Genomic DNA, 23158 nt, shown 5'->3' on the forward strand with positions numbered 1-23158 from the left:
CTGTCCCTGACCGTCCTCGGCTTCCGAACGTTCACCGGCTTTCCCGCGTGAACCCGGCCTCCGTACTCAGAACTCCCCCGATTGGAAGTCCCATGACGAGCGTGCTGGACACCCCCCACCTGGTCGCCGGAGAGAACGACGACGGCGGCGAGATCGAGCTGCGCAGCGACACCTTCACGCTGCCCACCCCCGCGATGCTGGAGGCCGCCGCGAACGCGCCGCTGGGCGACGACGTCTACGGCGAGGACCCGACGGTGGCCAAGCTGGAACGGCTGGCGGCCAACCTGCTCGGCAAGGCCGCGGGCTGCCTGATGCCGAGCGGCACCATGGCCAACCTCGCCGCGCTGCTCGCGCACTGCCCGCGCGGCGGCAAGGCGATCGTCGGCCACGAGTCCGACCTGTACGTCTACGAGGCCGGGGGCGCCTCGATGTGCGGCGGCATCGTCTACGAGCCGCTCGCCAACCTGCCCGACGGGACGATCAGCCTGGAGGACATCGCCGAGGCGTGCACCGTCGACCGCACCGACCCGCAGATCGCCCCTCCGGCGCTGGTCAGCCTGGAGACGCCGCAGAACCGGTGCGGCGGCCTGCCGCTCCAGCTCGACTACCTCGCCGAGGTGGCCCAGCTGACCCGCTCGCACGGCGTGGCGCTGCACCTGGACGGGGCGCGCATCTTCAACGCCTCGGTCGCGCTGGGCGTCACCCCCGCCGAGATCGCCTTCTACGCCGACACCGTGCAGATCTGCCTGTCCAAGGGCCTGTGCGCGCCGATCGGATCGGTGCTGGTGGGCGACCGGGCGATCATCACCCAGGCCAGGCGGATGCGGAAGATGCTCGGCGGCGGCATGCGGCAGGCCGGAATGATCGCGGCCTGCGGCATCATCGCCCTCACCGAGATGACCGGCAGGCTGGCCGAGGACCACGAGAAGGCCGCCCGCCTCGCCCGCGGACTGGCACGGCTGCCCGGCGTACGGCTGAACCCCGGCCCGCCGATCACGAACATGGTGTTCTTCCGGGTCCGTGACGAGCGCTACACCACCCGGTCGTTCATCGCGGCGGCCCGGCGCAGAGGTGTCCGGGTGGAGGAGCTGGGGCACGGGCGGATCCGGGCGGTGACCCACGCGGGGGTCACCGCGGACGCCGTCGACCGGGCGATCGGGGTCTTCGCCGAACTGCTCGCCCCCACCGGCCGATGAGAATCCACCGGGGCGGGGAGACCATGCGAACGGACGAAAGCAGCACGTCGGCACAGTCGACAGCGGACACCGACGGGAACCGGCCTGTGGAACAACGAGCGGCAAGCAGCACGGAGAACGAAGCATCGAAACAGCGGGCCGGGGGAAACGTGAACCGTCCGGGGCTGGGGCGCTCGTTTCATCACCTGTGGGCGGCGTCCGGCCTGTCGAACCTGGCCGACGGCCTCCTGCTCGTCGGCGTCCCCCTGCTCGCCGTCTCCCTCACTCGCTCACCGGCGCAGGTGGCGCTGGTCAGCGCCGCGACGACGCTGCCGTGGCTGCTGCTGGCCCTGCACGCGGGCGCGATCGCCGACCGCCTCGACCGGCGCCGGATCATGGTCCTGGCGGGCTGGTCCCGCGCCGCCGTACTGGCCGCGACGGCCGCCGCCGCCTGGCTGGACCTGCTGAGCCTGCCGGTGCTGGTGGCGGCGGTGCTGCTCGCCGGCGCCGCCGAGGTGTTCGCCGACACCTCCGCCCAGTCGGCGCTGCCGATGATCGTGACCGGCGACCGGCTGGGCGCGGCCAACGGGCGGCTCGTCGCCACCCAGACCCTCGGCAACCACTTCCTCGGCGCCCCGCTCGCGGGCCTGCTGGTCGGCGTCGCCACCACCGCCGTGTTCGGCACGGCCGCCCTGCTGTACGCCGCCGGCGCGCTGCTGCTGCTCGGCATGCGCGGCCGGTTCCGCCCGGAGGCCGCCCCCGCCCAGGCGCTGCGCGCCGACATCGCCGACGGCATGCGCTACCTGTGGGGACACCGCGCCCTGCGCGGCCTGGCCGCCTACTCCGGCGTGCTCAACCTCGCCTACGGCGCCTACTTCGCCGTCTTCGTGCTCTGGGTGGTCGGCGACGGCTCCCGGGTGGGGCTCACCCCCGGCCAGTACGGCCTCCTGGCGGCGACCCTGGCCGCCGGAGCGGTGGCCGGCTCGGTGCTCTCCGGCTCACTCACCCGCCTGACCGGCGAGAACGGCGCCCTGGTGGGCGTCACGCTGCTCAACGCCCTGCTGCTGCTGGTGCCTCTCCTCCTCCCCTCTCCCTTGGCGGTCTTCCCCGCCGCCGCGGGCATCGGCGCGGCCAACGCCGTCACCAACGTCGTCTCCGTCTCGCTGCGCCAGCGGCTCATCCCCGAGGGGCTGCTCGGCCGGGTGAACGCCACCTGCCGCCTGATCGGCATGGGCGCCATGCCGCTGGGCGCCGCCACCGCCGGTCTCCTCGCCACCCTGGCGGGCCTGCCCGCCGTCTTCTGGTCCACCGCCGCGTTCTCCCTGCTCGCTGCGGCTCTCATCCTGCGCGGCGGGGAGGCCGGAGATCCGGCACGAGGCCACCGCAGGACCGCGAGCGGCGAATGAGGACGCGGGTGCCTCCGCTGAGCGAACCTCCTGGCGGCTACCGGAACCGCTCGGAGACGATGGCCAGCTCGGTCCTGCCTCTTCCACCGGACGCCGCTCTGTATCCATGCAAAATCATCTGCGTCACTCTCGTCTCCGCGATCACGGTCACGATCACCACCGCCAACTGACGTTCACTGCAGGAGCGGCCGGACCGGACGCTCGCGGTAGGTGAGTGGTCGAAAGCGCGTCGCCTCGGCTACGGAGGCATTCGTCGCGGGTAGACGGCGGCCGGGGCGACATGTGGTGAACGCCTGACCTTCGAAGTCCTGCACCGATAAGGGAAACGGTGTCGCAGGTGGTGAAAAATGCAGCGAGGGCGGTGGATGAGGTTTCGGGACCGTTCACCAACGCCGAATGTAACCTCACCTTGCCCTCCCCACTCTGTCGGGCAACCGCCTGATCTTCCACCACTCCCCGACCTCCGCCGCTGGTCGTCGGGATAAGCGTTATGGCCGTGGAATCGGATCGACCGCCATCCGGCACCGGAGCAGAGCGAAAGCCACCGTTATCGGCACGGATCACTTCGCCGGACGGCTGTGCTCCCAGGCGGTGCCAAAAAGGAGTAAGGCGTAGTCGTACATCAGTCCAGGGCGCCGCGCGACGATACAGGGCGAGTTACGGCCATGTTCTGCCTGCTGATAAATGGTCAGGTATGCGACGTTGTCGGTGATGATGACGCGGTGCACGTTGGGCAGGTCGTAGAAGCGCAGCGAGACGTTCTCTCGATGCCGGGCGACCTCGCACACGTAAGCGGCGTTGACCCTCACCTGTTCGGCGAGCAGGCCGGAGGAGAAGCCCAGATCCACACGGCGCATCTCCTCCTCCCGTCTGGAAAGCCAGGAGTCGGGACCGAGGTCGGCGTCGGGCAGAAGAACCTGTACCGATTCCAACCGCCTGCCCACGGCTTCCCAGACGGTCGCGAAGCCGTCGCGCGTTAATTCGTTCCCGCGTCCGGCGAGAACGCGCACCCAACGTGCACGAGTCAACTCGGCTGCCAGTTCCCCAGAGGCCAGGCGTTGCCGCGAGATGACGCGCCGGACCCCCAGCCCTGTCAGCCGGGAGAGAAGCACGACCGGCCACTGGCGGGACCGCATGGAGAAGGCCCAACCTCCCGCGACGGTGAGAGCTGTGGCGAGGAGGGAGCTCACCACTCCGAGCACGAACTCGTTCATGTCCGTCTCCTTCATCAACGCCCGCCGGGGAGAGTCGGGACGTCACGTCCTGTCGGTCGACAGATGCAGGTAAGGCAGCAGACTGCGCAGGATCGTCGCCGCGTGCAGTGCGGCGATGTCGTGGTAATCGTCGTTCTTGGTCGAGCTGGCATCGTCGGAAATCCCTCGCACGACAAGCCAGCCACGTACGGCCTGGGAACCGTCCTGCTCGTGGAATGCCTGGGTCAGACCGCCGGCTTCCATGTCCACGGCGAGCATCTTGTTGTTGAACTCTCTTAGGTAGCGGATGATCTTCGACTCCGCATCCGCGATCACTGCTTCGCCCGAGCCGATCGGCCCGGTGAGCGCCCGGTATTCGCGCGTGATGCCGTTGTCATCGGTGGCCTGGAACGTGGCCGGCTCGTCGTAGTCAATGAAGAAGGAGTTGACCGCATGGCCGATCGCAGCCGGTGCTTCGCGCTCCTCGCCTCTGCGCTGCTGCCCGTCGGGGGTCTCCTTGCGTAGGTCGTAATAAACGACCCGAGGAGTCACGACGACGTCGCCGATCTTGATGCCCGCATGGATGCCTCCACCGATTCCAACCAATACGACGACGGCGGGGTTGTAGTGCCTACGGAGGTGGTCAAAGGCCACGACGGTCGACCGCTGGCCCTGGGAGAGCGCACGGATGGCAGCGACTCTGGTGATCGTGTCCCGGACGTTCACGATCCCTTCGAAGAAGGGGAGGTCGCCGCCCTGCGCACGTTGCAGGCCAAGCACCTTGTAGACAGCTTTGGCCTCCTTCCCGAGTACGGTGATCACCCCCACGTCGGCACGCTTGGCATGTCGTGCTTTCCGCTCGCGGTCGGCCGACACGTTGACCGTCGCTCCATGTCCGATCGCAGACTTGCCGATCTTCATGGATCCTCCGTTGTTGACGACGCCACTGTTGCCGGTCATCAGTGATCTCCTTCGCTTTTCGAGGGCTGCTCGGTGTTCTTGTCGGGTTCGCGAGCGTCTGGGCGGACCTGCGCGTTGGTGCCGATCGCCGACTGCTTGATTTCGGTCTTTCCACCCATGTTGAGCACGCCCGTATTGACGATGCTGGTCGCTCTCTTCTTGAACGCGGAGGTGTCGAGTTTGTGTGACTCAAGAAAGTCCTCGACCGCCTTGAGTAGGCGCTGTTCGATGAGTTTCATGTATTCGTGGATCGTGACCTCGTCCAGTTGCGCCTGCTTCCACGGGGTGGACTTCTCTTCCCGGATGCTCAGCTGGGCTCCGATGGTCATCCCTCGTCGAGGTTTGAGCATTCGGTTGTTCCGGGCTCGTACGGCACCGGTCAAGAGACGCGGAATCTCGCTGAGACGCCACATTCCTGCGACTTCGACGGGAAGGTTGAACAGTCTCTTCAATGTGGAGCGCACCACTGCGCTCGCACCGCTCTCCCTGAAACCGTTGAGCAGGTGATATTCGGGGGGAGTGCGGGTCAGCGCGCAGGCGGCGAAATCGAGGCTGAGCCCGCGGCCTTTGACGGTGACCCGAAGGAAGACCGTCGTAACCAACTCCCCGGTAGCGCTGGCGCAGATCTCCAGAAAGTGGTGAACGGCACCATAAGGGTCATCGATGATCTTGTCTATGCCCCTTTGTTCAGGTCGATTCCGCAACCATTCGAGATGGGGCAGTACGTCGGTCTCGGCGATGTAGAGACGGTCCCGCGTGGTGAACCCGCGTAGCCCGGTTGGATCGTCGACGTCCCCCATCGGAGCCATTGCGGTCTTCAGGTAAGCCACAAGCTCATGGGCCTGGAAAGGGGGTGTCGAATACTCCAGCTCTTCCATCGGTTTGTGGTCCAGGACATCCACCGGGTCTTTCGTCGCTTGCAAGAGCTGGATGGTGAGCGGGGGAAGCCAGCGGTGCACAAGCTCACCGCTGCCCACGAACGGGCTCCGGTCCTCATCGATCAGTTCGAAGACGAGATCTTCCGGGTCCGTTTCGACTGTCGGCGACAAAGGCCTGCGGTAGACCACATAAGGGTGGGACTGCTGGTCGTCGATCACTTTCTCTCGCCGGGTGCGTTTCCGAGGTTCCAGCGAGTCTGCTCCATGCATGCGATTGAGGCTCAGTTGATAGGCGGCGCCTCTTCCGCCCACCACAGCGGCGATCAGCAGCGCGAAGAGTCCCGTCGCCCTCGTCATGTCGTCCAGCGGGACACGGGAGAGCCCCGCTATAAGGAATGGCGTCATGGCAAGGACGGCGCATCCTGTGCCGCTGAGACGCAGGAGGCGCGTCTGGTGCCGCAGTTTGTCCGTTTCGCTCTGCCACCTCGTTTTCCGCAACCACCTGTTCCTGGGTTCCGCAGCTAATCAGGGTTCTGGGCCACGGCTGAAGGTGTAGATGCTGGTCAGAGGGGTGGGGACTGGTCGGATTCTCGATTCTGCCTAGATACACGCATATTCGCCGTTTCCTAGGCCTGCCAAGGGTTATGGCGTTATCGTCTAGTCCATGTATCTGCGGTCGACGCCTCGCCGGAACAAGGACGGGACGGAAGTCCGATACCTGCAGCTCGCGCACAACGTGTGGGATCCGGTGTTGAAGCGGTCGAAGGTGCAGGTCGTCTACAACTTCGGCCGCGAGGATGCCGCGAACCGGGAAGCCTTGCAGCGCCTGATCGCCTCGGTCACCCGGTTCCTCGATCCCGACGCCGCCTTGTCGGCGGCGACCGACGGGCTGGCGTTCACCGAGTCCCGACCTCTGGGCGGCACATGGGTGCTGGATGCCCTCTGGCGGCAGTTGGAGATCGGCAAGGTGATGAAACGGCTGCTCAAGGGCCGCCGGCTCGACCCGGCCGCGGAGCGGGTGCTGTTCGCGCTGGTCGCCAACCGGGCCCTGGCCCCCTGCTCCAAGCTCGCGGCGGCCCGCTGGGTGAACGAGGACGTGGCGATCGACGGCCTGCTGCCCGCGACCAGCGACGACGCCTGCTACCGGGCGATGGACTGGCTGATCGAGATCTCCGGAAAGCTCGAGGAAGAGGTGTTCCACCAGGTCGCAAACCTCCTCAACCTCGAGGTCGATCTGCTGTTCTTCGACACCACCTCGACCTACTTCGAGACCGAAGACGCCGACGAAGCCGTGCCTCGCGACGCGTTCGGCCAGGTCGTGCCCGAGCAGGACGCCACCGACGATCACAAGCGCAAGGGGTTCCGGTCGTTCGGCAAGTCCAAGGACCACCGCGATGACCTGCCGCAGGTCGTGATCGGGATGGCCGTCACCCGCACCGGCATCCCCGTCCGGGTGTGGTCCTGGCCCGGCGCGACCGGCGACTCCGCGCTGATCCGGCAGGTCAAGGACGATATGCGGGACTGGACGTTGTCGCGGATCGTGTGGGTCGCCGACCGCGGCTTCGCCTCCGAGCGCAACCGGCTGCACCTGCGCAAGGGCGACCACCACTACATCATCGGAGAGAAGCTCCGCTCCGGATCGGCCGAGGCCACCGAAGCACTCGCCCGTCAGGGCCGCTACCAGGAGATCCGCGACAACCTGCGGGTCAAGGAGGTTCGGATCCGCGAGGACGAGCGGTTCATCATCTGCTTCAACCCCGAGGCCGCGCAGCGGGACGAGAAGGTCCGGGAACGACTGCTCGCCCAGCTCGCGACCTTGATCGAGGGCACCGATCGGCTGAACGCGACCAAACGTGCGGAGCTGCGCGGGGTGATCTCCACCAAGCCCGGCCTGAACCGGTACCTGCGGACCACGCCCGGCGGGCTGCTGCGCATCGACGCCGCGAGAATCAAGGCCGAGGAGAACCTCGACGGCAAGTACCTGCTGCGCACCTCGGACCCGAAGATGACTCCTGAGGACATCGCGCTCGGCTACAAGCAGCTCCTCGAGGTTGAGCGGGGCTGGCGCGACATGAAGCAGATCATCGATCTGCGGCCGGTCTTCCACCGCAAGGAGCAGCGCATCCGCGCGCACGTCCTGCTCTGCTGGCTGGCGCTGCTGCTGGCCCGGATCGCCGAGACCTCCACCGGGCAGACCTGGCCCGCCCTGCGCCGCGAGCTCGACCGGATCACTCTGGGCACCTTCACCGGCCCCGCCGGCACCTTCCGGCAACGCACCGAGATCACCAAAGCCCAGCGCGATCTGCTCCACGCCCTCAAAATCGATGCCCCGCCCAGGATCTACCAGCTCACCCCGCCCAGCCGCTGACCAGGCCGAACCCCAGCCCCTAGATACACGCCGTCCCGCCAGCAGACGGCATGTTTCCGCATGTCAATCCCCAGATTCGCGGACTATCCCGCTACATCAACTGCGGAACCCCGGCTGTTCAGCACCGCCTTAACCCGAAGCGGGAGTACCACCCGGGCGCTGCTGATCGCCAGACGGGACAGGCACCAGAATCCGAGTCCGCTTGCGACGGCAAGAGTGGCCAGTGGATCGACGACGAAACCGGTCGTGAACACTGCCAGGACGCATACGTGCTGCACCATCTCCAGACCCCACGCCCACCAGGCGTGCCTGACGATCGGAACGAGATCGAAGCCGTACGAGGGGGCGACCATACGCGTTGAGTCGTTGTGCACCTGGCGAAGGACGACGCGACAGAAGTCGGGGTCAAGATAAATGCCCGCGCAGAGATGCCGGGTGGCCGTGTCCTCCCTCAGGAACCCGAGGTGTCCTTGCTCGCCGAGCTTCGTCGTAGATCGGGCCACATCGCCCTCCCTCTACTCGTTTAGGTCCACTTGACCATAAGTCGCTGGAGACTTTAAGTCAAGACGACCTTTAGCTACAGTGTTCTCGTGATGGAAAGATCAAGTCTGAGCCGGGCATCGGTCACCGTAACCGTTGACCTGGTGATCCTCACCGTCCGGCAGGATCAGCTGCGGGTCCTGCTGATCGATCGGGGCAATCAGCCATACCTGGGGCAGTCGGCGTTGCCAGGCGGTTTCGTCCGTGACGGGGAGACGCTGGACGAGACCGCGCTCCGGGAGTTGAGCGAGGAGACCGGGCTTGACGGCCGCAAGCTGCATCTGGAGCAGTTGCACGCCTACAGCGATCCGGGCCGTGATCCACGAGGCAGGGTCATCACTGTGGCCTACCTGGCACTCGGACCCGATATGCCACTGCCCGTCGCGGGCACGGATGCCACAGCGGCACGCTGGGAGCCGATCTCATCCGCCCTCGCCAACGACACGTCGCTGGCCTTCGACCATGCCGCGATACTGCGCGATGGGCTGGAACGGGCAAGGTCGCAGCTTGAGCACACCACGGTGGCCGCGGCGTTCTGCCCTGAGCCTTTCACCGTCGGCGACCTGCGCCACATCTACGAGGCCGTCTGGGGATTCAAACTGGATCCCAGTAATTTTCGTAGGAAGGTGACGCGGACGGAGGGGTTCCTCGAAGCCACGGGCGAGCGCCGCTTTCCCGAAACCGGCAGGCCCGCGGCCCTCTACCGCCGGGGGCCCGCATCGCTGCTGGTCCCACCGCTGTTGCGATCGAGTGAGGTCTCCTCCTGACGGTGCCGGTTCGGGACACACCGTGAAGCGGCATGCCCCGGACCGGCCGTGACCTTAGTTACCAGCCGCGGATCTTGCAGCCGTACTCGGTGTCGGGGTGCAGAAGGGCGTCGGCGGTGTCTTCCCGCCTACCCATTTACGGGACGGTGGGGATGTTGACCACAGCAACCTCAATGCCGACGCTGCGAAGCGCCGAGGCGGCCTGGAGAAGTGACACCTGCGCGAAAGTGAACAGATTGTCAACGGTCAGAGGCTTCCCGCTCTTGAGTGAGATCGCATAGATCACCTTCTTGGGCACGAAGTCGTCCTTGACGGGGTGACCGGAGTCCTCCGCCCTCACCCGCCTGAGGAACTTCTGACGAGCTGAACTGTCCAGACGCAGGGCATCCGCGGAGACGCGCCCCTGGGCGAAGAGGTGGTTCAGCGGCGCCGTCGACTCGGCACGCTTGACGTGGATGAGCTCGTTCTCCATACCGAACAGGTCGCACGACTCGAACCCGCGCGGGTGCTGCTCGGTGTTGATGAGCTTCCTGTCCATGCAGACGAATCCGCCTGCGTCTGCCGCCGCCCTGTTGTACGCTCCCTCGTCCTTGAGATCGGCGGTCCAGTCGATCAGCGAGACTCCCGCCGAGGCGGAGAGCAGTTCATGGACCTGTTCCCGCATGCTCTCCAGGTGCCGATCGCCGACCTCGTACCAGTGGCCCTCGTGGTAAAAAAAGCGGCTTGTTCCGAGCGCCATCTCGGCCACCAGCCACTTCTGTGCCGGAATCTTGGTACTGGCCGGCTCCCGGCCGGCCTCGTCCCGGCAGAGCTGGATGTGCCCCTTGATCATCGCGGTCAGTCGTTTTCCGGCCGGCAAGCTCTGCGTCTTCATCAGGACATGATCCAGGTCCAGGTCGTGAACGGACTCCCGCCGCGGGCCGATCTTGACCCAGTGTGACGCTGCGCTGTCCGCTTCGTCGAGACAGCCCGTGGGGGCCGTCAGCGCGATGCTGCCGCGTGACGGGTCTCCCAGCAGTTCGTCGAGACGCCGGTCGAGTTCGATTTTTCGGCCGTCTCCGGTCTTGAGCCTCCGGACCCGGGCGATGACGTCGAACGCGGGCTCGGGTGATACCTGGGCGGTGATCCGGTTGATCTCGGCCAGGTCGGAGAGCAGTTCCCCCGGCGCGGACCCCAGATGAATCTTGAGTGCGTCGGTGCCGGCGATCTGCACGGGCCGCTTGCGCCCCTTGCTCAGGGTGAGCGAGATATCCCCCAGTTTGCCGGCGAGACGGCTGACCACCTCTCCATACTCCTCGATGGCGAAGGCGCGGATGTGCTGATCCTGAGCCGCCGACTTCCGGTCGGTCCGCCCACGCGCGTCCATCATGCTGTGGGTGACCTGGCGTACGGCGTCGGGCTTGAGAGTTCTGAGGGCGAACCCGAAGCCGAAGCCGGACGTCACGTGGGAGTGGTCGAGGAGGAGATGCCCCATCCCGTAGGTGATGGCGAACACCTCACCCTCTACAGGAATGAGCAGCACCCCCGCCGCCGTCCGGTTCTCCACCGTGGGGCGAACACCTGTGAGCAGGTGCACCGCCTCACCCCATTCCGGAGGGCGGCCACCACCGATCACCCCGGTGTAGAGCAGGCCCTCGATGGAACCGACATTCACCTCCTTGATCGTGAAGTCGTGTTCTTCCTCGTACTTCAGGTTCAGCGCCTCACGCATATCCGCGACGGCGGCCTCCACATCCTGAAGCAGGTGCAGCGTGGCACGCCTCGTGAGAGGAGCGGCTTTCTGATCAGTGGGGTCAGGGGCGATCATCTCGTGGTCGTCGTTCACGTCGTTCTCCTGTGGGTGGGATGGACCAGTCCGCTGATTCGGGCCGTGTTCGGGCGCCTGCGGGACTGGTGATGCTGTTCACCGAGTGGGACTGATCTGCGGTGCCCCGTGTGCGGCCATCGGGATGACGGCTAACCGCGTGACACATTCGCAAGCCCGAATGAGTACCGGGACGGTGTGGGTCGAGAGTGACATCTTTTTCTTCGCCATGAGGGCTGAATTGCTGACAACCCCCGTTATCAAGGAAAGCGGTCCGCATTTTCCTTTTTGGTCGTAATGTGTGCGAGGTCGAAGGCCGACAGCGATCACGGGAGGGAGAGTCCGCATGGCACAGCCGCCGCTTTCTCCCCCGGAGAGCTCCGCCGTCTCACTGGTCTCGATGGCTGAGATCGCGGTGATGGCGCAGGTCCAGCGCTCAGTGGTCTCCACCTGGCGTCGCAGGTACAGCGAGTTTCCCGACGTCGTCGCAGAGGAGGCGGGGCGCTCCTGGTTCGACGGGCGGGAGGTGGTCGAGTGGCTGCTGGCCACCGGGTTAGGGAATGCCGATCCCGCCCATCTTCGCGCAGAGTTGGCCCTTCATGTTATTTCCGGCCATAAAGACCATTTCGGCCCCCGCCGCCTTGTGGAGATTGTCGGCAGCCTGCTCTGCCTTCGCCATCTCGCCCAAAAACCCCTTATTTCCGACAAAGCAGATGATGGGCAGATAAATGCGGGCAAAGAGTGGGAGAAGATCCAGCACAGGGCCGAACGGATGGATCCGGAAGATGAGTTCGTGCTCCGCGAGCTGCGGGCCGCCGACAGTTCGGCGGTCGTGCTGGCGTACCTCACCGAGGATCTGATCGAGGCCGCCTACACCGTCGGGGGCGCGTACGAACGTCTCCTGGAGCTGCGGGGGCGCCTCGGGCTCACCGAGCTCACCACCGAGGCCCTGACCCCCGACCTACGGGAACTCCTCGTTCAGCTCGTCGATCCCCGTTCCGTGGTAGAGCGGCGCGAGCAGATCACCGTCGCCGACCCGCACGCCCGGACCGGAGATCTGCTGGCGGCGGTCGTGCACGCCGTGGACGATCCCGCGACGATATGTGCCCTGGCCGCAGAGCCCGACGAGCGGCTTGCCCGCCTCGTCCGCCGCCGGTTGCTGCTCGCCGGTGTCGAGGACGTCGACCTCGACGTCCAGGTGGGCCTCGACCTGGAGGAGAGGCTGGCGGACCCGGACCTGATCATCACCCAGCTCCCCTACCAGGCCGCCGAGACCCGGTCGAAGTTCACCGCGCTGGCGGGCATCGAGAGAGTCGCCGACCTGCTGGGACCCGGCCGTACCGCGCTCGTGCTCGGTCCCGCCGATGCCCTGGTCGACGAGCTGTCCGACATCAAGGAGGCCCAGCTCCGCTCCGCCCTGCTGCGGAGCGGCGTCGTCGAGGCGGTCATCGACCTTCCCGGCGGCGTGACCCCGTACCGGCCCGGCTACCGCTGCGCGCTCTGGGTGCTCACCCGCGATCCGGTCCAGGCCGCACACGGGTACGTGCTGCTCGCCGACGTCAGCGCCGAGCCGCCGAACGAGCAGGTACGTGCCAGGCTGGCCGAGGACGTCCTGATCTGGCGGGCCGAAGGTCATCGCTCCGGGCACGATCCCCGCTACGGGCATGTCGTCTCCGTCGCCTCGCTCGACGAGAAGTTCGGCGGTCCGCTCACCCCGCCAGGGCCGCCCGCCTCCCAGACCCTGTCTCGTACGGTGACCGAACGCCCCGCGCTGATCGCCGAGGCCGAGGGCCGGTTGGAGCGGGCCGGCGAGCAGGCCCGGCAGTACGCCGACGAGCATGTCCGTTCGCGGGTCAACGTCGTGCGGCGCACCGGCAGGAGGCCCGCGACCACCACGGTCCGAACGCTCGTCGCCGAGCGGCGGATCACGAAGGTCAGCGGTCACCGTCTCGCCCCGGAACATGTCGTGCCGGACGGTCATCACACCGTGCTCGGCCCCGAGGAGATCGGCGGTGGGCCGGTCGGCGCGCGGCGCATCGACCGCGCCGTCCTCGCCACGTACAGGAACGCGGCCTTCACCGAACCTGGCGACATCGTCTACACCACCTCGCCCCGGTTCGGCCTGATGGTCGACCACGAGGGCCTCTCCATCGTCGCGTTCCCCGCCCGCATCCTGCGCGTCGTCCCCGACTCCGAATGCCCGCTCGCCCCCCGCGTGCTCGCCGCCCTGCTCGGCGCGGCCAGGAACACCGGTCGCAGCCCCGGCGCGGTACGGGCCGCACGGTCGATCGAGGACTTCGTCGTCCCGGACCTGGACCCGACGGACATGAGGCGTGCCGATGTCTTCCTCGCTGACATCGAGCGACGGCAGGAGCTGCTGCACACCCAGGACGACACGCTCACCGAGATCCGTCGCCTGACCGTCGCCGGTCTCGCCGACAGCACCCTCACCATCGACGACCCCTGATCCCACCCGACTCCCAACCCCCTACGGAGAAGAGAACCGATGCCCCCGCGCAAACGAGCGACGCCCGGCCAGGGCGAGCTGCTCGGCATGTCCAGCACCAAGGAGATCCAGGACATCCTGTGGAAGGCGGCGGACAAGCTCCGCGGCTCCATGGACGCCTCCCAGTACAAGGAGTTCGTCCTCGGCCTGGTCTTCCTCAAGTACGTCTCCGACGCCTTCGCCGAGCGCCGTGCCCAGCTCGCCGCGGACCCGGAGCTGGCCGAGATCTCCGAGCACCGCCGCGCCGCCTTCCTTGAGGAGAAAGACGAGTACACCGAGGCGAACGTCTTCTGGGTTCCGCAGGTCGCCCGCTGGGACCACATCTCCGACAACGCGCAGAGCGCGGTGGACGGCGTCGGCAAGCTTCTCGACGACGCGATGAACGCGATCATGAAGGAGAACCCGACCCTCACCGGTGTCCTTCCGACCATCTTCAACCGGGACAACGTCGACAAGAAGCGCCTCAAGGAACTCGTCGACCTGATCAGCGACGCCCGCTTCACCGGCCACGGCGACCGTCCGGCGCAGGACGTGCTCGGCGAGACCTACGAGTACTTCCTGGAGCGGTTCGCCCGCGCCGAGGGCAAGCGTGCCGGGGAGTTCTACACCCCCGCGAGCGTGGTGCGACTGCTGGTGGAGATCCTGGAGCCATACGAGGGGCGGGTGTATGACCCGTGCTGTGGCTCGGGCGGCATGTTCGTGCAGTCGGGCAAGTTCGTCACCGAGCGGCGCGGCAAGGACCACAGCCACGACATCGCGGTGTACGGCCAGGAGGCCAACGAGCGTACCTGGCGGCTGGCGAAGATGAACCTCGCCATCCATGGCATGGACCCCAGGGGCGTGGGCGACCGCTGGGCCGACACCTTCGTCGAGGACAAGCACCCTGACCGCAAGGCCGATTTCGTCCTGGCCAACCCGCCGTTCAACCTGTCCGACTGGGCGAGGAACACGAAGGACCCCCGTTGGAGGTTCGGCGTCCCCCCGCAGTCCAACGCCAACTACGCCTGGCTCCAGCACATCGTCTCCAAGCTAGGCGAGCGCGGCAGCGCTGGCGTGATCCTGGCAAACGGCTCGATGTCCTCCAAGCAGTCAGGCGAGGGCGAGATCCGTGCGGCGCTGGTCGAGGCGGACCTGATGGCATGCATGGTGGCGCTGCCCGGCAACCTGTTCCGCACTACGGCGATCCCGGTTTGTCTGTGGTTCCTGACCAAGGACAAGACCCCACAGGGCGCGAAGGCACTCGCCGAACGGCGTGGCGAGGTGCTGTTCATTGATGCCCGAAACCTGGGAACGATGATCGACCGCACCGAGCGCATCCTGACGGATGAGGACCTCGTCAAGATTGCCGGCACTTACCACGCCTGGCGCGGGACCACATCCGCCAAGGCCAAGGACGTGAAATACGAGGATGAGGTCGGCTTCTGCTACTCCGCGACGCTGGAGGAGATCCGCGAGCATGACTTCGCGCTTACACCAGGGCGATACGTCGGTGCAACGAAAGTCGAGGAAAACCCGGGCGCGGAACCAGTAGAAGAGCGAATCGCGCGTCTGACGAAGGAAATATTTGTACACCTCGACGAGTCGGCGCGGCTTGGACAGGTCATCCGCGAGCGGTTGGAGTGCCTGCACTATGACCATTGATACAACCACTGTCACTCGGAAGCTTAACATCCCGACAGGCTATGGCGACTTGCCCGATGGGTGGTCATGGGCACCTCTCGATGATCTGTGCCAGGGAATCTACGATTGCCCTCATTCGACGCCGAAAATAACCCAGGTGGGTCCATATATTGCCCGGACTCAGGACATCTCCTCTGGAATATTCCGCACAGAAAAAGCGGCACATGTTTCAGAGGAGACCTATGCAGAGCGCACAAGGCGCGCTATTCCGAGCCCAGGTGACCTGCTTTATAGTCGGGAAGGAACATACTTCGGTATTGCGGCAGAGGTCCCAAAGAAAACTCAAGTCTGCCTGGGGCAGCGGATGGTTCTAATTAGACCTGATCGCAAGCGCGTGGACTTCCGCTTCCTACGCTATTGGCTTAACTCCCCCCTGATGGCAGCACATATCCATGGATTTCGAGACGGCTCTGTCGCCGAACGTCTCAATCTGCCTACGATTCGCTCCCTTCCAGTTCTTTCGCCACCTACTTTCGAGCAGAGAGCCATCGCTGATGTCCTTGGCGGGCTGGACGACAAGATTGCGGTCAATGACCGTATTACGCTCATTGCTGAGCTGCTTGGCAGAGCGCACTTCGAAGGGCATTTCGCTGAAGCACTGCAAAAAATAGCAAATGGAACAACGCTACCAGTTGGATGGAGTGTGGCCACCCTCGGTGAAACTACAGAAATTCTTGAAACAGGAAAACGACCAAAGGGTGGCGTAGCCGGCTATGCCAAAGGCGTTCCTAGTATTGGAGCAGAGAGCATCATCCGTATGGCGCAGTTCGATTTTTCCAAAGCCAAGTATGTGCCGGAGGATTTTTTCACCTCAATGAAGCGCGGAATCGTTCGGGATCGCGACATTCTAGTATACAAAGATGGTGGAAAACCTGGCGATTTCAAACCTCATGTTTCCATGTTTGGCGACGGATTCCCCTTCGATCGGATGTGCATCAATGAGCACGTCTACCGAATTCGGATGAAAACTGAACTAGGGCAAGCGTTCGGCTACTACTGGCTCTCTTCTGGGCCCATCATGGATGAAATGCGAACGCGGGGTACAGGGGCTGCAATTCCCGGGATCAATTCGACAGCAGTCAAGGGAATCCCTGTCGTAGAGCCTCCTTTGGACCGCATAGCGGAGTTTAACGCGACAGTATCCCCACTGATCTCCAAGGCGTTTCAGGCAGCGAGCGAGAGCCACACCCTTGTGGCCCTGCGCGACACCCTTCTACCTCAACTCATGTCCGGTCGCCTCCGTATTCGTGACGCGGAGCAAATCGTCGAGGACGCCTTATGACGACCGACAAGAACAGCGGCAAGATGACCGAGGCCACCTGGGAGAAACTGGCCCTGGACGAGCTTGCCCAGCTTGGCTGGGAGCCCATGGCGGGCAAGGAGATCTCTCCCGGTTCTGAAAGGCGGATGACCTGGGACAACCTGATCCTGCACGACGATCTGCGCGGGGCGATCGAGCGCCTCAACCCCGCCCTGCCATCCAACGCCATAGACGAAGCCCTCTCCGTCGCTACCACCCCGACCTCCCGTGACCCGCTCCCCGAGAACCGGCTCGCCCATGGGTACCTGACCTCCGGTATCCGGGCCGTCACCTACACCGACGAGTTCGGCGCGGAACACACCCCCACCGTTCGCCTCGTCGACCTGCGCACCCCCGAGGCGAACACCTACCGCGCCGTCAACCAGGTCACCGTCATAGACGGCGAGTGTGAGCGCCGCTTCGACCTTGTTCTCTATGTCAACGGTCTCCCCCTCGCCGTCGTCGAGTTGAAAAGCGCCGCCGACGAGCACGCCACGCTCAAGGACGCGCACGCCCAGCTCCGTACCTATGTCGACGAGTTTCCCCTCGTGTTCCGCTACAACGTGCTCTGCCTGGTCTCCGACGGGATCACCGCCAAGTACGGCACCCCGTTTACCGAGTACGAGCACTTCGCACCCTGGAACGTGGACGACGATGGCGAACCGGTGAACACCAACGCGCCTGACCACGAAGGGCCGGAGGCGCTGTTCCTCGCCCTGGCTGGCCTGTTCACCCGGTCGCGGTTTCTCTCCTTCACCCAGGATTTCGTCAACTTCACCCCCAAGGGCAAGCGCATCGCGAAACCGCACCAGTTCTACGCCGTCAAAAGCGCGGTGGATGCGATCGTCGAGGCTTCCCGGAGCAACGGGCAGGCCGGGGTGATCTGGCACACGCAGGGCTCCGGGAAGTCCGAGGAGATGGTGTGCACCAGCGCGCTGACCTCCCGACACCCGGCGCTCAACAATCCCACGATCGTCGTCATCACCGATCGCAACGACCTCGACGACCAGCTCTTCAACACCTTCCAGGACAGCCAGGTCCTCCTCGGCCAGACCCCGATGCAGGTCCAGACCCGCGAGGAGCTCCGCACGGAGCTGACTAATCGCCGCACCGGCGGCATCATCTTCACCACCCTGCAGAAATTCGGCCGGACCAAGCAGGAAAAGGACTCCGGTGCGGATCATCCGCTGCTGTCCGACCGGCGCAACATCCTGGTCATCGTCGACGAGGCGCACCGCAGCCACTACGACAACCTCAACGGCTACGCCCGCCGCCTGCGTGAGGCTCTGCCGTACGCCACGCTCATCGCCTTCACCGGCACACCCATCTCCAAGGCCGACGCCAATACCCGGGAGGTCTTCGGCGCGGGCAAGCCGTACATCGACGTCTACGACCTGAAGCGGGCCGTGGATGACGGGGCAACGGTCCGCGTCTACCACGAGCCGAGGCTCATCCCGGTCTCGCTGCCCCCGGACGTCGACCCGGAGGCCATCGACGAGCAGGCCGACGCGCTGACTGCGGACATGGACGATGCCGAGCGCCGCCGCGCGCTGCACTACGCCATGCAGATGACCAACATCTACGGCGCACCCGACCGGGTAAGGACCCTGGCCGAGGACCTGGTGACGCACTGGGAGAAACGTTCGGAGCTGATGCGCCCGCAGATCGGCGGCCCCGGCAAAGCGATGATCGTCTGTGCCACCCGGGAGGTCTGCGTCCGGGTCTATGACGCCCTCGCCAAGCTGCGGCCCGACTGGGTGGGCGAAGACCCGCACAGCGGCAAAATGAAGATCGTCTTTCACAGCGGCCCCAGTGATAAGCAGAAGCTGAAAGCTCATGCCCTGCGCCCCTCCGGGCAAAAGATCGTTCAGGAGCGCGCGAAGGACCCCAACGACGAGCTTGAGCTGCTCATCGTTCACTCCATGCTGCTCACCGGCTATGACGCCCCGCCGATCCACACCCTCTACATGGACCGCCCCATGCGGGGGGCGAACCTGATGCAGGCCCTGGCCCGGGTCAATCGCCGCTTCCGCGGCAAGCAGGACGGCCTGCTCGTCGGCTACGCGCCGCTCACCGAGAACCTCAAGAAGGCTCTTGGCGAATACAGCCCCGGTGACCAGCAGGACCAGACGTTAGGCCGGGACGTGGACCGAGCCATCACCGAGGTCCGCAACGAGCACACCACTATCTGCGGCCTGCTCTCCGGCATCCCCTGGCGGGCTCTACTGGCCGAGACTTCCAGGCCCAAGCCGTACGTGCGCGCCCTGCGGATGACCGCCAACCATCTGCGCGACCCGCGCACCCCCGGCAACCAAGTCGAGCAGGGCGCCAAGACGCTTGCCACGCGTTTCAAGGAGAGCGCCACGCGCCTGGAGCGGTTCTACCGGCTCTGCGCGGCCAGCAGGGACATCTCGGAGCGCTTCGAAGACCTCACCTCATGGCGCAACGACATCGCCTTCTTCCGGGAGGTGCGCGCCTGGATGGTGAAACTGGACGCCGCGGACCGCGAGGCCAGTGGCAAGCCGCTGGCCTCGGAGGTCAACGTCTACCTCTCCCAGCTCGCCGCCTCCGTCGTCGACGCCGACACGATCACCGATCTGTACGCCGAGGCCGGCCTCGGCAACCTCGACATCACCCATCTCAACGGCGAACATCTGCGCGAGCTCCAGAACACCGAGACCCCGCACCTGACGGCCGAGGCCCTGCGCCGGTTGATCGAGCAGAAGATGCGCGAGGCGACCCGGCACAACATCATCCGCCGGGAGAGCTTCGCCGAGAAGCTCGAAGACCTGATGATCCGCTACATGCGGCAGCAGCTCAGCAGCGCCGAAATGATCGCCGAGTTGGTCGCCATGGCCAAGGAGGTCTCCGCGGAAGCCCGGCGCGGCGAGCGCTTCGACCCTCCGCTCAACCACGCCGAACTGGCCTTCTACGACGCGGTGGCCAACCACGGCCTGGCGAAGGCCCTGATGGGCGACGACACCCTCGCACAGATCGCCCGCGCACTGGTCACGGACATCCGCAAGAACCTGACCGTCGACTGGCTCTCCCGCGAGCCGGTACGCGCCAAGCTGCGCAACCGCATCCGACGCCTGCTCACACGGTTCGACTATCCGCCGGACGAGGAACGCGCGGCCGTGGACCTCGTCCTCAAGCAGATGGAAACCTTCGCCACCGAGTGGGCCCCGACGGCATAGTGCGATAAGCGTGTCCTCTGGGCGCGGAAGTGGCGCCGGGAACTCCCCCGTGGGATCGGGAGCCCGGCGTTCGCGCTTTCTCCCGTCGTGGCTACGGCGTTTCGTGGTTACGGCAGCGGGGGTGGGTAGCGGTGGATCTCCGCTCGGTGTCCCGTCGCACCGGCGAACTTGGCGTCGTCGGTCAGCAGCGGCATTCCCAGCAGTTCAGCGAGGGCCACGTACATGCCGTCGTAGGCGGTGAGATTGTTGCGCAATTCCAGCACCCGCGGCTGCAGAGGCAGCATCGGATGCCGGACGATCCGCAGCTGGGCATAGCGCTCCAGCATGATCCGGCCCCGTGCCTCGGAGATCCGTACCTCCGGCTTACCGGTGATCACATGGCCGCGCACCACCGAGGCGATCTCCACATCGATCAACGCTGGGGCGTGCACCTTGCGCGCCAACCGCTGGCGGAGAAGGTCGTCGCCCTTCACATTGGCCAGCAGACGAAAAACGATCGAGGCGTCCACGACCAGACTCACCGGCGGCCCTCGCGCAGCGTCTCGCGGACGAAATCGGGGTCGTACGGCACCGGCTCATCGGCGGCGATCTTGGCCATCACCTCGTCCAGCGCCGGGGTGGCCGCCTCCTCGTTCAGCAGGTCACGTAGGTAGGCCGTCAGTGATTTGCCCTCGCGCTCGGCTCGCGCCTTCAGCGTCCGCTCGGTCGCTTCGGGGACATCTCGAATCTGAATGATTCCCATCCTTCCACGTTAGCATGCAGTTTGCATGCAAATTCGTTGCTAGTTGCCGTCACAGTATTGCCACAACCCGCGAGATGCCTCTCCAGCCCCTGGCGCCGCGGCAAGGGCCACCACCTGGTGGCTTGGCGGATGGTGTTCAGGCGGCGAGTTCATGGTTGAGGTGGTCGCGGAACTCGCGGACCATCATGCTGCCCCTGTACGGCTCAAGCCGGTCGGCGAACTGCCGGATCAGGTCGGTCGAGCGGGCGGAGGTCAGTGCCTTCGTCGCCGGGATCGCGGCTCGGGCGGCGGCGAGGGACTGTTCCAGCTCGCCCATCCCCAGGTACGCCTCGGCCGTGTGCAGCCTGTTGCGCTGGACGGATCGCGGGAAACGGTTGCCGAACTCCGCCACGGCCGCTTCCGCGCAGTCCGCAGCCCGCCTATGCTCGCCGAGCAGGCTCCAACAGCGGCCGATCTGTGCTTTGAACTCTGCCTCGTCATACCTGGCGATCCACGCCGGGTCGCGGTCGATGGTCCCCTGGGCGTACGCGCGCTCGGCCTCGACGAGCAACCGCTCAACCTGCTTGGCGCCGTGCCTGTCGTGGGTCTCGGCCGCCCCACTCTGCATGGCCGTCGCCCATGCCTGCTTGGTCAGCATCAGCGCCATGACGTGCGGAGATGCCTGTGCGCGGCGTGCGGTGTCGGCCGCGGCTCTGGCCAGCCACACCGCCAGTGCGGCCTGCTCCAAATGAAGCGCCTGCGAGGTCATCGTCACCAGTATCCAGACACCGGTCAGCGGGTCATTCCCCGTCTTCGCCAGCCGCAGCGCCTGACCGAAGTGCTGCTGCGCCTGACCGTGCTGGTTCAGGTCGAAGGCCGTCCAGCCCGCCAACCAAGTCATTCCGGCCGCCGCCGACATCAGCGCCGATCCCACCTGGTCGTCGTAGCGGCCTCGCAGCAACGGGGTCACCGTGGTGTCCAGGTACCGAACCACCGTCGGGCGGACCAGACCGGCCCCGAACTGGTCGTCCAGGTTACTGAAAACCTTGCGCGCCTCGTTGATCCGGTCGATGTCGGTCTGGCCCACCTTGCGCCTGTTTCCTCGCTGCGCGACCGCCTGAGGCGGGTCGCTATAGTTCCACGCCGTTATCCACCCCGCCAAAACCGAAGGCACGAACGGCAACGTGGCCAGCAGGTGGCGACGGGATTCGTCCATCTCATACCTCCACAGCAGGGCGGCCGACTTCACGCTAGCCGCCGTCGACGTGTCGCCGTACTCCGCGACCGGCCACGAAGATGTCTCCCCGAGGGCCCACCCTTCTATCCACTGCTCGACCTCGGCGGACTCCGCCTCGAACACCGCCGCGATCTTCCTGCGACTGTGCGGCCGGATTCCCTGCTCGCTCCGCTCCCACCGCCCCCAGGTCCCCACGGCCACCCCCACCGCGGCCGCCGCCTCCTCCTGCGTCATCCCCCGCTCCAGGCGCGCCCTCAGCAGATCCGGACGCCCCTTCCCGCCGCCTGCCTTCCCCATGATCACTCTCCTTTGGTAGTCGAATCACCACTCATTGTGATGTCCGCAGGCCCCCGGCCACCATCCGCCCAGCCAAACGACAGATTTTCGCCCACCAACGCTCGATACGACCGGCTGACACCCAGCCACGTTCGCCGTTGGCCGGGTCTCATCGGACAGTGATCAACGATCAGGTGTCGACGTTCACCCTCGTCCCCATGCTGGCGTTTCCTGCTGGGCACAGCCCCACAGCGAACGGAGCACGCCCATGCCACCAGCCGGCGACATCCCCTCAGGCGCCCCGCACCACCCCGCCGAAAGCCCGGCTCCCCCGCCCGACCACAACTGGAAGCCCTTCACTCCGGCCGGAGCGGCCACCCCGCCGATGTACGGCACCGGAACGACGGGCCGGAACACCGAGACGCCGAGACAAGACACCGAAACCCCGGGAAGGGCCGGCGGCGCGACGGAGCCATACAGCGGCACAACGACGGGACGAGACAGCGACGCGGCGGGGCAGAGTGATATCCGTGCGCTGGTCAAGGTGCTGCGGCCCGGCTCCGCCTCACGCCGTGCCCGCGCCGTCGTCCGCGACGTGCTTCAACGGGCGGGCCTGCCCGAGGACGACATCGACACCGCCGAACTCATCGTCGCCGAGTTGGCCGCCAACGCCGAGAAGCACGCCCGTCCCCCGTACGAGCTGCGCGTCTTCAGTCTGGACGGCATCCCCAGCTGGTGCGAGATCGTCGACGGCGACCCCAACACCCACGAGATCCGCCTCATCCTTAACCTGCTGCACTCAGTACGGGAGATCGGCCTGCCCCTGCTCGCCGAGAACGGCCGCGGCCTGCTCCTGGCCCACCAACTCTCCGGCGGCCACTGCCAGACCTACCCGGCCATCACCCTCACCACCGCCACCCCCGGCAAGGCCGTCGCCTTCGCCCTCCCCACCCTGTCGGGCAACCGCCTGATATTTCCCCCACGCCCCGACCTCCACCCCGGCCTGGCCGAACTCCGCCGCCGGTCATCGGGGTGAGCTACGTCCCCCGGCCGTGTCCGGGTGGAGGCTGAGCGGGGTCCGGTACGGCTGTCGCCCGTCGATGGCATCCCGCATCGCGTCGTAGATGTCCAGGATCGCCTTCTTGGTGCG

The 23158-nt window shown here is 65.9% G+C and carries 18 protein-coding genes; 9 read left to right on the forward strand and 9 right to left on the reverse strand.

Annotated features, from left to right (window positions below; all coding sequences use genetic code 11):
* Positions 1-92 precede the first annotated feature (92 nt).
* A complete protein-coding gene (locus tag OG884_RS36210) occupies positions 93-1196 on the forward strand; it encodes a GntG family PLP-dependent aldolase (protein ID WP_326640432.1) in 1104 nt (367 codons plus the stop codon).
* Between the two features lie 149 nt (positions 1197-1345).
* On the forward strand, positions 1346-2581 hold the full coding sequence (locus tag OG884_RS36215) for an MFS transporter (RefSeq protein WP_326640433.1): 1236 nt from the start codon (positions 1346-1348) through the stop codon (positions 2579-2581).
* 560 nt (positions 2582-3141) lie between these two features.
* On the opposite strand, the gene OG884_RS36220 is transcribed toward OG884_RS36215, so the two are convergent.
* Genes OG884_RS36220 through OG884_RS36230 form a run of 3 tightly spaced genes read right to left on the reverse strand, consistent with a single transcriptional unit; the run spans position 3142 to position 6017 of the window.
* Positions 3142-3795 carry a hypothetical protein gene (locus OG884_RS36220; RefSeq protein WP_326640434.1) on the reverse strand — a complete coding sequence of 218 codons (654 nt, stop codon included), beginning with the start codon at positions 3793-3795 and terminating at the stop codon, positions 3142-3144.
* Positions 3796-3837: 42 nt separating this feature from the next.
* Positions 3838-4734, reverse strand: a complete 897-nt coding sequence (locus tag OG884_RS36225; RefSeq protein WP_326640436.1) for a 5'-methylthioadenosine/S-adenosylhomocysteine nucleosidase family protein — start codon at positions 4732-4734, stop codon at positions 3838-3840.
* Positions 4734-6017: a hypothetical protein gene (locus tag OG884_RS36230; RefSeq protein WP_326640439.1), complete on the reverse strand. Its 1284-nt coding sequence runs from the start codon at positions 6015-6017 to the stop codon at positions 4734-4736. The genes OG884_RS36225 and OG884_RS36230 overlap by 1 nt, the downstream gene beginning before the upstream one ends.
* Positions 6018-6276: 259 nt before the next feature.
* Between OG884_RS36230 and OG884_RS36235 the strand changes: the two genes are divergently transcribed.
* Complete coding sequence (locus OG884_RS36235; protein ID WP_326639544.1) at positions 6277-7980, forward strand: IS1634 family transposase; 1704 nt, start codon at positions 6277-6279, stop codon at positions 7978-7980.
* Positions 7981-8063: 83 nt separating this feature from the next.
* On the opposite strand, the gene OG884_RS36240 is transcribed toward OG884_RS36235, so the two are convergent.
* Positions 8064-8483, reverse strand: a complete 420-nt coding sequence (locus OG884_RS36240; RefSeq protein WP_326640441.1) for a hypothetical protein — start codon at positions 8481-8483, stop codon at positions 8064-8066.
* 90 nt (positions 8484-8573) lie between these two features.
* Between OG884_RS36240 and OG884_RS36245 the strand changes: the two genes are divergently transcribed.
* Positions 8574-9287 (forward strand): NUDIX hydrolase, encoded by a 714-nt coding sequence (locus OG884_RS36245; RefSeq protein WP_326640443.1) that lies wholly within the window; start codon positions 8574-8576, stop codon positions 9285-9287.
* A gap of 136 nt (positions 9288-9423) precedes the next feature.
* Here the strand turns inward: OG884_RS36245 and OG884_RS36250 are convergent, their stop codons facing one another.
* A complete protein-coding gene (locus tag OG884_RS36250) occupies positions 9424-11112 on the reverse strand; it encodes a DUF6119 family protein (RefSeq protein WP_326640445.1) in 1689 nt (562 codons plus the stop codon).
* Between the two features lie 532 nt (positions 11113-11644).
* Entirely contained in the window at positions 11645-11851 is a 207-nt protein-coding gene (locus OG884_RS36255; RefSeq protein ID WP_326640447.1) for a hypothetical protein, read from the reverse strand.
* Positions 11852-11863: 12 nt separating this feature from the next.
* On the opposite strand from OG884_RS36255, the gene OG884_RS36260 reads away from it, so the two are divergent.
* From OG884_RS36260 to OG884_RS36275, 4 genes are read left to right on the forward strand one after another with little or no spacing between them, the layout of a single operon-like run.
* On the forward strand, positions 11864-13558 hold the full coding sequence (locus OG884_RS36260) for an N-6 DNA methylase (protein ID WP_326640449.1): 1695 nt from the start codon (positions 11864-11866) through the stop codon (positions 13556-13558).
* Positions 13559-13597: 39 nt separating this feature from the next.
* Positions 13598-15238 (forward strand): class I SAM-dependent DNA methyltransferase, encoded by a 1641-nt coding sequence (locus tag OG884_RS36265; RefSeq protein ID WP_326640451.1) that lies wholly within the window; start codon positions 13598-13600, stop codon positions 15236-15238.
* On the forward strand, positions 15228-16559 hold the full coding sequence (locus OG884_RS36270; protein ID WP_326640453.1) for a restriction endonuclease subunit S: 1332 nt from the start codon (positions 15228-15230) through the stop codon (positions 16557-16559). The genes OG884_RS36265 and OG884_RS36270 overlap by 11 nt, the downstream gene beginning before the upstream one ends.
* Complete coding sequence (locus tag OG884_RS36275) at positions 16556-19774, forward strand: type I restriction endonuclease subunit R (protein ID WP_326640455.1); 3219 nt, start codon at positions 16556-16558, stop codon at positions 19772-19774. Before OG884_RS36270 ends, OG884_RS36275 begins: the two co-directional genes overlap by 4 nt.
* Positions 19775-19881: 107 nt before the next feature.
* Here OG884_RS36275 and OG884_RS36280 read toward each other — a convergent pair whose 3' ends face one another.
* From OG884_RS36280 to OG884_RS36290, 3 genes are all read right to left on the reverse strand, one after another.
* A complete protein-coding gene (locus OG884_RS36280) occupies positions 19882-20295 on the reverse strand; it encodes a type II toxin-antitoxin system VapC family toxin (RefSeq protein ID WP_326640457.1) in 414 nt (137 codons plus the stop codon).
* The gene (locus OG884_RS36285) at positions 20292-20516 is read right to left on the reverse strand and encodes a FitA-like ribbon-helix-helix domain-containing protein (RefSeq protein WP_326640459.1); all 225 of its coding nucleotides are present in this window, start codon (positions 20514-20516) and stop codon (positions 20292-20294) included. The genes OG884_RS36280 and OG884_RS36285 overlap by 4 nt, the downstream gene beginning before the upstream one ends.
* A gap of 136 nt (positions 20517-20652) precedes the next feature.
* The gene (locus OG884_RS36290; protein ID WP_326640461.1) at positions 20653-22029 is read right to left on the reverse strand and encodes a helix-turn-helix domain-containing protein; all 1377 of its coding nucleotides are present in this window, start codon (positions 22027-22029) and stop codon (positions 20653-20655) included.
* Between the two features lie 247 nt (positions 22030-22276).
* On the opposite strand from OG884_RS36290, the gene OG884_RS36295 reads away from it, so the two are divergent.
* Complete coding sequence (locus OG884_RS36295; protein ID WP_326640463.1) at positions 22277-23044, forward strand: ATP-binding protein; 768 nt, start codon at positions 22277-22279, stop codon at positions 23042-23044.
* Positions 23045-23158: the final 114 nt, after the last annotated feature.

Origin of the sequence: Streptosporangium sp. NBC_01755 (genome assembly GCF_035917995.1) — a bacterium.
Classification (GTDB): domain Bacteria; phylum Actinomycetota; class Actinomycetes; order Streptosporangiales; family Streptosporangiaceae; genus Streptosporangium.

Excerpts from the sequence above, each read along its gene's own strand:
- OG884_RS36210 (WP_326640432.1), top strand. The coding sequence starts at position 93 with ATGACGAGCGTGCTGGACACCCCCCACCTGGTCGCCGGAGAGAACGAC.
- OG884_RS36220 (WP_326640434.1), bottom strand. The coding sequence starts at position 3,795 with ATGAACGAGTTCGTGCTCGGAGTGGTGAGCTCCCTCCTCGCCACAGCT.
- OG884_RS36225 (WP_326640436.1), bottom strand. The coding sequence starts at position 4,734 with ATGACCGGCAACAGTGGCGTCGTCAACAACGGAGGATCCATGAAGATC.
- OG884_RS36230 (WP_326640439.1), bottom strand. The coding sequence starts at position 6,017 with ATGACGCCATTCCTTATAGCGGGGCTCTCCCGTGTCCCGCTGGACGAC.
- OG884_RS36235 (WP_326639544.1), top strand. The coding sequence starts at position 6,277 with ATGTATCTGCGGTCGACGCCTCGCCGGAACAAGGACGGGACGGAAGTC.
- OG884_RS36245 (WP_326640443.1), top strand. The coding sequence starts at position 8,574 with ATGGAAAGATCAAGTCTGAGCCGGGCATCGGTCACCGTAACCGTTGAC.
- OG884_RS36260 (WP_326640449.1), top strand. The coding sequence starts at position 11,864 with ATGGATCCGGAAGATGAGTTCGTGCTCCGCGAGCTGCGGGCCGCCGAC.
- OG884_RS36265 (WP_326640451.1), top strand. The coding sequence starts at position 13,598 with ATGCCCCCGCGCAAACGAGCGACGCCCGGCCAGGGCGAGCTGCTCGGC.
- OG884_RS36270 (WP_326640453.1), top strand. The coding sequence starts at position 15,228 with ATGACCATTGATACAACCACTGTCACTCGGAAGCTTAACATCCCGACA.
- OG884_RS36275 (WP_326640455.1), top strand. The coding sequence starts at position 16,556 with ATGACGACCGACAAGAACAGCGGCAAGATGACCGAGGCCACCTGGGAG.
- OG884_RS36285 (WP_326640459.1), bottom strand. The coding sequence starts at position 20,516 with ATGGGAATCATTCAGATTCGAGATGTCCCCGAAGCGACCGAGCGGACG.
- OG884_RS36290 (WP_326640461.1), bottom strand. The coding sequence starts at position 22,029 with ATGGGGAAGGCAGGCGGCGGGAAGGGGCGTCCGGATCTGCTGAGGGCG.
- OG884_RS36295 (WP_326640463.1), top strand. The coding sequence starts at position 22,277 with ATGCCACCAGCCGGCGACATCCCCTCAGGCGCCCCGCACCACCCCGCC.